Source organism: Kribbella sp. CA-253562 (assembly GCF_050942265.1).
Classification (GTDB): Bacteria; Actinomycetota; Actinomycetes; order Propionibacteriales; family Kribbellaceae; genus Kribbella.
This window is the reverse complement of sequence record NZ_CP192049.1, coordinates 2,792,287-2,803,909: the sequence shown is the minus strand read 5'-3', so window position 1 is coordinate 2,803,909 and position 11,623 is coordinate 2,792,287. Positions and strand designations below refer to the sequence as shown.

Genomic DNA, 11,623 nt, shown 5'->3' with positions numbered 1-11,623 from the left:
GGAACGGGGGCGCGACCGGCGTCCCACCGCGAAGGACCACCGGCGCTAGTGGTCTTACAACGACCGCTGGCGCCGGAGGTCACTGCCTACTCAGCCGGAGTCTTGTCCGGGTCGGCCGGTACGACGATCGGCCGCAGTCTCGACCAGAGCACGAACAGGGCCGCGAAGACGAGCATCCCGATGCCGCCCCACAGGTTGATGTTCAGCCCGTCGGCCTTGGCCACCTCGGCCGGGTCGGCGATGATGCCGAGGATCGTCAGCACCAGTCCGTACACCCCGATCAGCGCCGCGATCACGACCCGGATGTCGAACGCTCCGGCTTTCTGCTTGTCTGCCATCTCCTCGTTCCTTTCCGGGTCAGCCGAAGACGATGTTCAGCACGACGACCATCGCCAGCGAGATCCCCGCCAGCAGCGTCGGCTTGCGGTACCAGCCGTGGTCGCCCTCCTGGGCCGCCTCGGTCCGGTCCTCCTTCGGGGTCAGCGAGTAGACCAGCCCCTTCAGTTCCTCGTCCGCCTTCGGCCTGGTCATCAAGCTGATCACGACGCTGAGCAGGATGTCGACCACGAACGCCGCGCCGGCTCCGACGAAGCTCGCACCCTGACCCGGCAGGTCGATCACGCCGGTCTCGGACAGCACGAAGACCAGTACGGCGGTCGCCGTACCGCTGACCAGACCGACCCAGCCGGCGGTCGCGGTCATCCGCTTCCAGAACATACCGAGGATGAAGGTGGCGAACAGCGGCGCGTTGAAGAACGAGAACAGCTGCTGCAGGTAGTCCATCAGGTTGCTGTAGCCGGCCGCGATCGCCGCCGTACCGATCGCCACCAGCGTGCCGATCACGGTCACCCAGCGACCGGTCCGCAGGTAGAAGTCGTCGCTGCGGTCCTTGATCACGTAGCGCTCGATCAGGTCGTAGGTCATCACCGTGTTGAACGAGCTGAGGTTGGCCGCCATACCGGCCATGAACGATGCCAGCAGACCGGTGATCGCCAGACCGAGCATGCCGTTGGGCAGCAGGTCGCGCATCAGCAGCAGCAACGCGTCGTTGTAGGTCACCTCGGACCCGGTGCCGGCCTTCACCGCCTGCAGCTCCGGTACGGCGACCGCGGCGATCATGCCGGGGATGATCACGATGAACGGCACGAACATCTTCGGGAACGAGCCGATGATCGGGGTCCGCCGGGCCGCCGACATGTTCTTGCTCGCCATCGCGCGCTGGACCTCGACGAAGTTCGTCGTCCAGTAGCCGAACGACAGCACGAAGCCGAGACCGAAGACCAGGCCGATCACCGACAGGGTGCTGTTGGTGAAACCGCTCAGCTCGTTGCCCGGCCAGGCGGTCATCTGCTCGCCGCCTCCCGGTCCGGCGGTGACCTTGTCGACCAGCCCCTGCCAGCCGCCGACCTTGTGCAGGCCGACCAGCGTGAGCGGCAGCAGCGCGGCCACGATCACGAAGAACTGGAGCACCTCGTTGTAGATCGCCGCGGACAGACCACCGAGCGTGATGTAGCTGAGAACGATGACCGCGGCAACGACCGTGGAGATCCAGATCGGCCAGCCGAGCAGCACGTTGACGATGGTGGCGAGCAGGAACAGGTTCACGCCCGCGATCAGCACCTGCGCCACCGCGAAGCTGATCGCGTTCACCAGGTGGGCGGGCTTGCCGAACCGGCGCAGCATGAACTCCGGCACGCTGCGCACCTTTGAGCCGTAGTAGAACGGCATCATCACGACACCCAGGAAGAGCATCGCGGGGATCGCGCCGATCCAGAAGTAGTGCACGGTCGGCATGCCGTACTGCGCGCCGTTGGCGGACATGCCCATGATCTCGATCGCGCCCAGGTTGGCCGAGATGAACGCCAGACCGGTCACCCAGGCCGGCAGCGACCGGCCGGACAGGAAGAAGTCGAGGCTGTTCGAGACCGCGCGTTTGGCCAGGTACCCGATTCCGAGCACGAACACGAAGTACAACGCGATGATGATGTAGTCGATCGCCTGGGCATCGAGCCTCAGGACCGATTCTTGCGCGAGCATCCGGCCTCCGCATCGTCACATGACGCAAGGTGTCGTTACCGGTGAGGAACGTTACTCCTGCTTTCAACCACAGTCGTGCTGGGCCGCGCCGGGCGTTTCTCCACCCCGGTCTCCACCCTCGGCAGGAGGTCGTGGACTGTCGGGCCGTGCGACGATCGACGGCGACCAGCCAGGCCCGCGACGCGACCAGGGCCGAGGGACGGGAGCGCTGTTGACGAGGAAACGAGAACCGGGAGCCGGCCCGCTCGGCTGGCGCGGCCCCCTGGCCCGCCCGTTGATTTGCGCGATGACGATCGGGGTACTGGCGACCGCGGACCCTGCCGAGCCGTGGGCGTGGGCGGTGCTGGGCACCGGCTTGTTCTGCTTCCTGGCCGGGACCTTTCTGATGGACACGCACGAGGTGTGGGCCCTCGTGCTGCTCACGTACGCCGCGCTGAGCGCCGCGGCGCTGACCGGCATGCCCGGGGCGAACGCGCTGGTGCTCGCGCTGGTCTCGATCACCGACATCACCGTGATGACGTTCCGCCGAACCCCTCGGCTGCGCCCCAACCAGCCGGTCATTGCCGTCGGCATCGGGTGCGCGATCGCGTACGCCCTGTCGGCGCAGTGGTTCGACCGGTCTCAGAGCTGGTACCTCAGCCAGTTGCTGTGGACCGCCGTCCTGGTCCTCTTCGGCCTCAACCGCCGGTACGACGAACTCCGCGCCCAACAGACCGCCGAACTGCTCGACCAGACCATGCTCGCCCAGCGCGAACACGCCCGAGCCGCCGCCCTCGACGAACGCAGCCGCATCGCGCGCGAGCTGCACGACGTACTGGCGCACTCACTCGGTGCCCTCAGCGTGCAGCTGGAACTCGCCGAAGCCCTACTCGCCGAGGCCGACGACCGCCAGGCCGCCCTGGACCGCATCCGCCGCTCCCGCCGCCTAGCCGTCCAGGGCCTCACCGAGGCCCGCAACGCGGTAGTCACCCTCCGCCAGGACGACGTCCCAGCCCTCCCGGTCGCCCTCGAATCCCTGACCGACCAACACCAGAAAGACCACCGAACTCCCGTCCACCTCACCATCACCGGCGAACCACGCCCCCTCGACTCCGGCGTGGTCGTCGCACTACTCGGCGCTGCCCGCGAGTCGCTCACCAACGCGGCCCGGCACGCACCGGGCAAGGAGGTCCAGGTCGAGCTGGAGTATGCGAGCACCGGGGTCCGCCTGCAGGTGCGGAATCAAAGTCGCGGCACGAACCGCGGGGACGTGGGTGGGTTCGGGTTGGCCGGGATGCGGGAGCGGGTGGCTTTGGTGGGTGGGAGAGTTTCGGCGGGACCAGCTGGTGGGGATTGGGTGGTGTTGGTGGAGGTGGACGATGAGTGACCAGATTCGCGTGGTGGTGGCCGACGACCAGCAGGTGGTGCGCGAAGGGCTGGTCGCCTTGCTGGGACTGCTCGACGGGATCGAGGTGACCGGCGCGGCGGCGAACGGGGTCGAGGCGATCGAGTTGGTTGCTGCGGGCAACGTGGATGTCGTGCTGATGGATCTGCGGATGCCGGTGCTCGACGGCGTGCAGGCGACGGCCCGGCTGACCGCGGATCACCCGGAGGTCGCCGTGCTGGTGCTGACGACGTACGCCGACGACACCTCGATCGCGCAGGCCCTGCGCGCCGGGGCTCGCGGTTACCTGACGAAGGACGCGGGACGGGTCGAGATCGGCGCGGCCCTGCGCGCGACCGCGGCCGGGCAGGCGACGTTCGACCCGGAGGTCTCCCGTCGGCTGATCGCCGGCCTGTCCCCGACCCCGACGGCGGCGAAGGACGGGCTGACCGCCCGCGAGACCGAGGTGCTGCGGCTGATCGCCCAGGGGCTCAGCAACACCGAGATCGCCAAGCTCTTGTTCATCGGCGAGGCGACGGTGAAGACCCACATCAACAACACCTTCGCGAAGATCGGCGCCCGCCACCGCGCCGAAGCCGTCCGGTACGCCTACCGCCACGGCATCGCCGAAGCCTGAGTCACCGCCCTGAAGGCAGCGGTCAGATGGTGAGTTCCGCCACGACCGGGCGGTGGTCGCTGCCCGTCGGAGCCATCACCCAGGCCTTGGTCGGCGTCACGCCGCGGACCATGATGTGGTCGATCCTCGCCATCGGGAACTTCGCCGGCCAGGTGAAGCCGAAGCCCTGGCCCGCGGCGCCCTGGGCCGAGCGCAGGCCCGCGGTGATCGGCGCGAGGCTTCGGTCGTTCGCGGTGCCGTTGAAGTCGCCCATCACAACCACGCCCGCGCGCTTCTCCGCGGCGATCTGCTGGCCGAGCTGCTTGATGGTCTCGTTGCGCTGGTTCGACGTGAAGCCGCTGGTGCCGATCCGCACCGACGCCAGGTGGGCGACGTAGAACGCGACCTTGCCCTCCGGCGTACTGACCTCGGCGCGCAGCGCCCGGGTCCAGGCGAAGCCGACGTCGACCGCCTTGCCCTCCTCGACCGGGAACTTCGACCACAGCGCGACGGTGCCACGCGAGACCACGTGCGGGTACGCCGCGGCGAACTCGCGTTTGTAGATCTTCAGGTCGGCCGGGGTGATCTCCTCCAGCGCCATCACGTCCGCGTCGGCGGCGAGCAGGTCGGCCGCGGTCTTCTCCGGGTCCGGGTTGGCGGCGTCGACGTTGTGCGAGAGCACACGCAGGTCGTGCGGCCCGCCGGAACCGTTCGGGATCAGCAGGTGGCCGAACATCAGCCCCCACACCACCGCGGGCACCAGCAGCGCGACCCCGGCCGTGGCCGAGCGGCGGACCACCGCGGCGACACCGAGCACCGGCACGGCGAGGCCGACCCAGGGCAGGAAGGTGTCCAGCAGGCTGCCCAGGTTGCCGATCGAGTTCGGCACGTAGCGGTGGAACAGCAGCGGCAGCGCCGACAGGACGGCCAGCACGGCGATCACCTTGCCGCGACGCCACTTGCCACCGGTACGAGATCCGCCGGCGCGACGTCGGCGGGCGGCGGTACGCGGCGGGCGGTTGGCGAGAGCGGTCTGGCGGTCCGGCATGTCGTCGATTCTTACGGACAGCCGGTCCGGACCAAAGCCCGGGACACGTCAGCGGCGGGTAATTCATCCGTACGAACGACGAACCGCGCCCGCACACCGGTCCAGGCCGCACCGATCGGAGGACCGGGCGACCGAAATGACCAGCCGGTGTCTACGCTGCGGCCATGGGTGAACAGACGTTCCAGTGGACCGATCCCGAGCAGGTGCTGGCCGAGACGGCGGCGCTCAGCGGCCTGGAGTACATGCAGGGGCTGATCGACGGCACCATCCCACCGCCACCGATCGGGGTGCTGATGCGGTTCGGGCCGGTGAGCGCGGAGTTGGGCAAGGTGGCGTTCAGCTGTAAGCCCTCGCACGCGACGTACAACCCGATCGGGATGGTGCACGGCGGGCTGGTCTGCACGCTGCTGGACACGGTGACCGGTTGCGCCGCGCACAGCACACTGCCGGCCGGCGTCGGCTACACCTCGGTCGAGATCAAGGTGAACTACCTGCGCCCGGTGTTCGCCGACACCGGCGAGCTGGTCGGAACCGGCTGGGTGGTGAAGGGCGGCCGCTCGGTGATATTTGCCGAAGGCAACGTCAAGACCGCCGCCGGGAATCTGGTCGCCACCGCGACCAGCACCCTGCTGGTCCGCTCGCGGCCCGGCACCGCCTGACCGCCGCGACCCGCCCGACGGGCTGGTGGATGCCCCCGGCAGCGCACACAATGCGGGTATGACGACGAAGACCGAGCCCGCACCCTCGTTCGTGGTGCGCCGGAGCCGGTGGGAGAGCCCGGTCGGACTTCTGTACGTCGGCCTGGTGGTGTTCGGGCTGATGGTCGCCCTGACGATCGGCTGCGTCGTCTACGCCCTGGCCACGGACCAGCCGATCCGCGGCCCGCTCGAAGCGGTCTGGCTGTCGCTCGGCGGGATGCCGCTGATCTTCGCGGTCGGGCTGCCGGTGCTGCTCGGCGTCGGCTGGGTGACGACGGCGGAGTCCCGGCACGAGGCGGACGGCGAGGAGATCCTGCTAGCGATCGACGCGGACGGCGTCTACCTCGGCGGCGAGCAGCCGCAGAAGCTGCCGTGGGACCAGGTGCACGGCATCTGCCGGGTGGAGCGGCGCGAGGTGCACGGCGAGGACGACGAGACCTGGTCGTCGCACTTGATCGTCCAGAAGGTCCCGGACGCCGAGCTCCCGAAGCTGTCCAAGAACTGGGGCCCGTCCTGCGACTGGCCCGGCGGACTGCTCACCCGGACCCTGTCCTTCGAAGAGCTCGAAGCCGCCGTACGCCGCTACGCCCCGCACGTGGCGGTCAACGACCGAGGCCGCGTCCCCGACTGACGCCGGCCCACCACCGAGGCAGCGGGCCGGCGTACCGGGATCAGCTCTTGGTGGTGAGCAGCTTCTCCAGGTCGTTCAGCGTGGCCTGGGCACCGATCGGGCCGAGCCCGAGGAACCAGACCTCGTCGTCGACCCGCGCGACGTGACCGGCCTTCACAGCGGACAGCGACTTCCACAGCGTGCCGTTGACCACGGTGTTCTCGGCGGTCGTCTCGGGCTTGCCGTAGCTGGAGTAGAAGATCCAGTCGCCGTCGGCCTGGCCGATGTTCTCCTGCGAGATCTCCAGTGCGAGCTCCTGGATGTCCTGCACCTTGGGGCGCGGCAGGCCGACGTCCTTGAGGATCACGCCGATGAACGACAGGTTGCCGTACAGCCGGATGTCGCCCGGCCGGAACCGGACCAGCGAGATCGTCGGCGAGCCCTGGACCTTGCTCTTCACCTCGTCGGCGCGCTTCTGGTAGTCGTTCAGCAGCCCGGTCGCCTTGGCCTCCTCGCCGAGCGCGTCCGCGACCAGCAGGAAGTCCTCCTTCCACGGGAACCCCGGCCGGATGCTCATCACGGTCGGCGCGATCGCGCTCAGCTTCGGGTACAGGTCGTTGGCCCGCAGCTTGCTGCCCAGGATCAGGTCGGGCTTCAGGTTGGCGATCGCCTCGAGGTTGAGCTCGGTCACCCCACCGACGGTCGGGATGCCCTGCGCCTTGTCGGCCAGGTAGCTCGGCACACCGCTCTGTCCGGCGTTGGTGGCCATGCCGACCGGCGTCATGCCGAGCGCCAGTACGCCGTCCAGTTCGCCACTGTCCAGGACGACGACCCGCTCGGGCTTCTTCTCCAGCTTGGTCTCGCCGAGCGCGTGCTTGATCGTGCGAGGGAAGACGCCGTCCGCGGCGTCCGAACCGAGCTTGGCCGTCTCCGCGTCAGCGGTCGAGAACAGCCGCCCTCCGGTGGCCACCTCGGTGTCACCAGGGCCGGTGTCGGCCGACTTCTCGTCGCTGCCGCAGCCGGCCAGTGCCAGGCCGAGCACGGCCAGTCCCGCGACGGCGGCGCTCCATCGGCTCCTCATGTCATGTCCCTTTCCTCGGGCGGTCGATCCGTAGCGGACATTACCCGAGTTTGGTTAGGCAACCCTCATCCGGTTGCGGATCCCATCAACCGGACGGGCTCTGCCGAGGCGACGTCGATCTCGATCGGCTCGGCCGTCGTGCCCAGCGCGATCCGGAAGCGGCCGGCCCGGTCGGCCCGGACCACCGCTTCGGTGATCTGCCCGTCGCGCCAGGTGACGTCGAAGGACGGGCCGCCGCGGGCACGCAAACCGTGGAACGAGCCGTCGGGCCACTCGGCGGGCACTGCCGGAAGGAGCCGGACGACGTCGGTGTGGCTCTGGATCAGCAGTTCGGCGATCGCCCCGGTCAGGCCGAGGTTGGCGTCGATCTGGAAGATGTCGCCGTCGCGGTGGAGCAGGCTGCCGGCGACCAGGCGGCTGGTGTAGTCGCGGACGACGTCGGCCGCCTTCTGCGGTTCGTACAGGCGGGCGTAGAGCGCGATCAGCCAGGCGCTCGTCCAGCCGCCGGCCGGGCGGCCGGAGGTGCGCAGCGCGAGCGACTTGCGAACGCCGTCCGCCCACTGCGGCGTACGGGCCGGGTCGATCTGGGCGCCCGGGTAGAGACCGTACAAGTGGGACTGATGCCGGTGGTCGAACTCCGACGGCGGCCAATCGGTCGGCCACTCCAGCAGCCGGCCGTCCTCGGCGAACCCGATCTCGGGCAACCGGGCGACCGCCGCCGCGCCGCGGGCCGCCAGTTCGGAGGACAGGCCGAGCGCGGTCTCCGCCTCGACCAGGTTCGCGATCAGCTCACGGATCAGCCACAGGTCGTACGTCGAGGTCAGGTCCACCGACGCCTTGTCGCCCGACGGCAGCAGGAAGTGGTGCTCGGGCGCCGTCGACGGGACGAACTGCAGCCGCCCGTCGCGATCCTCGACGAGCATCGCGAGCACGAATTCCGTCGCGCCGGCCAGGATCGGGTAGGCGCGGTCGCGCAGCCAGGCCTCGTCGGGGTGGAACCGGTAGTGCTCCATCAGGTGAGCCGACAGCCAGACTCCGCAGGTCGCGGCCATCGACCACACCGGGTCGTCTCCCCCGTCGCCGACCGGCCAGGTCGCGCGCCAGAGGTCGGCGTTGTGGTGCGACACCCAGCCCGGTGCGTCGTACAGGATGCGGGCGGTCTCCCGGCCCGACTCGGCGAGCCCTTCGAGCAGGTCGGTCAGCGGGTCGAAGCACTCGCCGAGACCGGTCACGTCGGCGAGCCAGTAGTTCATCTGGGTGTTGATGTTGTTGGTCCAGTCGCTCGCCCACATCGGGCGCCGGTCCTGGTTCCAGATCCCTTGCAGGTTGGCCGCCTGAGTGCCGGGACGCGACGATGCCATCAGCAAGTACCGGCCGAAGGCGAAGACCAGCGCGGCCAGCGCCGGGTCGTTGCCACCAGCACCGACCGCGCGCACTCGCTCGTCGGTCGGCAGGTCGACCGGCGTACCGAGGGTGAGCCCGGCCCGATCGAAGAGTGCGACGTGGTCGTCCAGATGCCGTTGGCGAAGCTTGTCAACGGCAACTGCATCCACCAGCCGTACGGCGTCCGGCAGCGGCGACTCCCGGTCCGGCGGCACCGACCAGCCCCGGAAACTGCTAGCGGCTGACAGCACCAACGTGACCGAGTCCGCGCCTTCGACGGTGATGCCGTCTCGCCCCACGCTGAGCGTGCCGCCCTCGGCGAACGCTCGCAGTACGACGCCGAACCCGATCCCCCGGCCGTCCTCGTACCGGATCGGGTCCGGGCTGTCGCGGTACTCGATCGTCAGGTCGGACGGCGCCCGCCCGGTGATCCCGACGGTCCGGCTGTCCACCACCGACGGATCGACCGGGTGCACGCTGGTCAGCGCGGCCGTCAGGTCGACCGATCCCGGCGCGTCGGCCGTGACCGTCCAGACCAGCACCTGGTCGGGCGTCGACACGTAACTCTCCCGCCGGTATCGCACGCCGCCTTGTGTGTAGTCGATCGCGGCGATCCCGGTCCGCAGATCGAGGCTGCGCCGGTAGTCCTCGACGTCGCCTTGCGGTGTCGTGATCAGCAGATCGCCGAGCGGCTGGTACGACTCGACCAGCGGGCCCTGCAACGCCCGCGTCCGTTCCGTCGCCGCGAGCCGGTCGCCGTCCTCGAGCAACAGCCGGCGTACGTCGGCCAGCACGGCCGGCCCGTCGGTCACCTGCAGCGTGCGCGGCCCGTCGCCGGACCAGACGTCGTCCAGGTTGAGCGCGATCCGCTCGTCGCTCACGCGCCCGAACACCATGCCGCCGAGGTGCCCGTTGCCGAGCGGCAACGCCTCGAACCAGTCCGGCGCGGGGGTACGGAACCACAGCTCGTGCGACATCACAGCAGTCCTTTCAGGGCCTGACAGGGGTGCGGCCGTACCCAGGGAGCCAGGACGGCGGCTCCCCGGGTACGGCCGGGGTGGAGGTGGAGAGACTTGCTACTTCTGGCCCGACTTGTACTTGTCGTAGGCCTGCTGCTGGATCTCCAGGTACCGCGGCATGCCGGTCCCGTCCAGGCCCTTGACGTACTCGTCCCACCCGGTGTCGATGTTCTTCGACCCGGTGATGAAGGCGAGCTGGTTCTGCGTGACGTAGTTGTTCAGGTTCGTCTGCAGGGTGGCCAGCTCACCGGCCAGGCTCGGGTCCGGCCAGACCGAGGTCTGCGGGAACCACTGCGCCTTGTCCTCGTGGCCCTCGTACTGCTTGGTGGCCTGGAACAGGCGCCGCTCGAGACCGGCGTCGCTGTAGATGTCGGTCGGCACGGCCTGCTCGTTGCGGTACTGCAGGGTGATGTTGTACTGCGCCATCGCGTCCCAGGAGATGTTCTTGGGGTGCTCGGTCTCGCCCTTGCGGTAGTAGCCGACCTTGGTCTTGTCGTCCAGCGCCACGTCACCAGGCCGCGGCTTGACCCAGCCGACACCCTCGGGGCCCATCACGCTGACCTTGCGGCCCTCGTCGCTGTAGATGTAGTCGAGCATCTTGATCGCGGCGACCTGCGCCTCCTTGCTGGCCTTGTTGGTCAGCATGAAGGTGTAGCCGGTCGAGCTCGGGTAGTTGTAGCCGGTGTAGCTCTTGCCGGCCGGACCGGTCAGCGGCGGCACCGCGTCGTACTGCTTGTCACGGCCGTCCTTCGAGCCGAGCTGGACGAAGATGCCGGGCCACAGCACCGGCACCGAACCGAGCCGGACCGCCTTCGGGTCGTTGCCCAGGGCCTGCAGCGCCTCGGCGTTCTGGGTGAACGAGCCCTGGTCGATCAGGCCTTCCTTGTACAGCGAGTTGATGTACTTCAGGCCCTCCTTCCACTCCGGCTTGTTCACCGGGGTGACGACCTTGTCGCCGTCCAGCGTGAGCAGCGAGCGAACGCCGTTGTTGGCGCCGACCGGGTTGTAGGTGAAGGCGTTCATCAGGAAGCCGAGCAGGCTGCTGTCCTGGACGTCGGTGCTCATCGGGATCTCGTCGGCCTTGCCGTTGCCGTTCGGGTCCTGGGTCTTGAACGCGCGCAGGACCGTGCGCAGCTCCTCGGTGGTCTTCGGCACCTGCAGGTTGAGCTTCTTCAGCCAGGCGCTGTTGATCCACAGCTTGTCCGGGTAGGTGCAGTGGAAGCAGTCCGACCACTGCGGCAGCGCGTAGATGTGACCGTCGGGGGCGGTCGACATCTCCTTGAGCGTCTTGTTCGAGTCCAGCGCCTTCTGGATGTTCGGCGCGTTGTCCTTGATCAGCTGCTCCAGCGGCAGCGCGACGCCCTGGCCACCGAGCTTGAGCACCTCGGCCTGGGTGAAGCCGTCGACCCACGGGATCAGCAGGAACAGGTCGGGGTAGTCACCACTGGCCAGCGCGATCTGCCGCTTCTCCTTGGCCGGGCCGGCGTCGAAGGTGGTGGTCTGCCACTTGAACTGGATCTTGAACTTGTCACTGATGATCTTGGTGACCTGGTTGCTGTCCAGGTTGGTGGTCGGGTCGGCCGGGGCGAAGACGTCGATGACGGTCTTGCCGTCGGCGCTGACCTCGTTGGCCGCACCGTCCTGGGTGTCGTCGCTGGACGAACAGCCGGCGACGGCCAGTGCGGTGGCCACCGCCAGTGCCGCCACTTTGCCCATGGTTGAGCGCATTTGCCTTGTTTCCTTTCTCGGGGACTTACTACCGCTGGGC

Annotated in this window: 10 protein-coding genes; 4 read left to right on the top strand and 6 right to left on the bottom strand. The window is 68.7% G+C overall.

Annotated elements, in window-relative coordinates:
- Window positions 1-86: 86 nt before the first annotated feature.
- The gene (locus tag ACQPXM_RS13485; RefSeq protein ID WP_432948358.1) at window positions 87-338 is read right to left on the bottom strand and encodes a hypothetical protein; all 252 of its coding nucleotides are present in this window, start codon (window positions 336-338) and stop codon (window positions 87-89) included.
- A gap of 19 nt (window positions 339-357) precedes the next feature.
- Entirely contained in the window at window positions 358-2,037 is a 1,680-nt protein-coding gene (locus tag ACQPXM_RS13480) for a sodium:solute symporter family protein (RefSeq protein WP_432948356.1), read from the bottom strand.
- A gap of 286 nt (window positions 2,038-2,323) precedes the next feature.
- Between ACQPXM_RS13480 and ACQPXM_RS13475 the strand changes: the two genes are divergently transcribed.
- Both ACQPXM_RS13475 and ACQPXM_RS13470 read left to right on the top strand, forming a co-directional pair.
- On the top strand, window positions 2,324-3,403 hold the full coding sequence (locus ACQPXM_RS13475) for a sensor histidine kinase (protein ID WP_432948354.1): 1,080 nt from the start codon (window positions 2,324-2,326) through the stop codon (window positions 3,401-3,403).
- On the top strand, window positions 3,396-4,037 hold the full coding sequence (locus tag ACQPXM_RS13470; protein ID WP_432948352.1) for a response regulator: 642 nt from the start codon (window positions 3,396-3,398) through the stop codon (window positions 4,035-4,037). The genes ACQPXM_RS13475 and ACQPXM_RS13470 overlap by 8 nt, the downstream gene beginning before the upstream one ends.
- 22 nt (window positions 4,038-4,059) lie before the next feature.
- On the opposite strand, the gene ACQPXM_RS13465 is transcribed toward ACQPXM_RS13470, so the two are convergent.
- The gene (locus ACQPXM_RS13465; protein ID WP_432948350.1) at window positions 4,060-5,064 is read right to left on the bottom strand and encodes an endonuclease/exonuclease/phosphatase family protein; all 1,005 of its coding nucleotides are present in this window, start codon (window positions 5,062-5,064) and stop codon (window positions 4,060-4,062) included.
- 164 nt (window positions 5,065-5,228) lie between these two features.
- On the opposite strand from ACQPXM_RS13465, the gene ACQPXM_RS13460 reads away from it, so the two are divergent.
- Complete coding sequence (locus ACQPXM_RS13460; RefSeq protein WP_432948348.1) at window positions 5,229-5,723, top strand: PaaI family thioesterase; 495 nt, start codon at window positions 5,229-5,231, stop codon at window positions 5,721-5,723.
- Window positions 5,724-5,781: 58 nt separating this feature from the next.
- Window positions 5,782-6,393, top strand: coding sequence for a hypothetical protein (locus ACQPXM_RS13455; RefSeq protein ID WP_432948346.1), 612 nt, complete (start codon window positions 5,782-5,784; stop codon window positions 6,391-6,393).
- Window positions 6,394-6,433: 40 nt separating this feature from the next.
- On the opposite strand, the gene ACQPXM_RS13450 is transcribed toward ACQPXM_RS13455, so the two are convergent.
- From ACQPXM_RS13450 to ACQPXM_RS13440, 3 genes are all read right to left on the bottom strand, one after another.
- A complete protein-coding gene (locus ACQPXM_RS13450) occupies window positions 6,434-7,453 on the bottom strand; it encodes an ABC transporter substrate-binding protein (RefSeq protein WP_432948344.1) in 1,020 nt (339 codons plus the stop codon).
- 65 nt (window positions 7,454-7,518) lie between these two features.
- On the bottom strand, window positions 7,519-9,813 hold the full coding sequence (locus ACQPXM_RS13445) for a glycoside hydrolase family 95 protein (protein ID WP_432948342.1): 2,295 nt from the start codon (window positions 9,811-9,813) through the stop codon (window positions 7,519-7,521).
- A 99-nt stretch (window positions 9,814-9,912) separates the two neighbouring features.
- Window positions 9,913-11,583 (bottom strand): ABC transporter substrate-binding protein, encoded by a 1,671-nt coding sequence (locus ACQPXM_RS13440; protein ID WP_432948340.1) that lies wholly within the window; start codon window positions 11,581-11,583, stop codon window positions 9,913-9,915.
- Window positions 11,584-11,623 lie beyond the last annotated feature (40 nt).

Coding starts and splice junctions, on each gene's coding strand:
- ACQPXM_RS13485 (WP_432948358.1), bottom strand. CDS start 338: ATGGCAGACAAGCAGAAAGCCGGAGCGTTCGACATCCGGGTCGTGATC.
- ACQPXM_RS13480 (WP_432948356.1), bottom strand. CDS start 2,037: ATGCTCGCGCAAGAATCGGTCCTGAGGCTCGATGCCCAGGCGATCGAC.
- ACQPXM_RS13475 (WP_432948354.1), top strand. CDS start 2,324: ATGACGATCGGGGTACTGGCGACCGCGGACCCTGCCGAGCCGTGGGCG.
- ACQPXM_RS13470 (WP_432948352.1), top strand. CDS start 3,396: ATGAGTGACCAGATTCGCGTGGTGGTGGCCGACGACCAGCAGGTGGTG.
- ACQPXM_RS13465 (WP_432948350.1), bottom strand. CDS start 5,064: ATGCCGGACCGCCAGACCGCTCTCGCCAACCGCCCGCCGCGTACCGCC.
- ACQPXM_RS13460 (WP_432948348.1), top strand. CDS start 5,229: ATGGGTGAACAGACGTTCCAGTGGACCGATCCCGAGCAGGTGCTGGCC.
- ACQPXM_RS13455 (WP_432948346.1), top strand. CDS start 5,782: ATGACGACGAAGACCGAGCCCGCACCCTCGTTCGTGGTGCGCCGGAGC.
- ACQPXM_RS13450 (WP_432948344.1), bottom strand. CDS start 7,453: ATGAGGAGCCGATGGAGCGCCGCCGTCGCGGGACTGGCCGTGCTCGGC.
- ACQPXM_RS13445 (WP_432948342.1), bottom strand. CDS start 9,813: ATGTCGCACGAGCTGTGGTTCCGTACCCCCGCGCCGGACTGGTTCGAG.
- ACQPXM_RS13440 (WP_432948340.1), bottom strand. CDS start 11,583: ATGCGCTCAACCATGGGCAAAGTGGCGGCACTGGCGGTGGCCACCGCA.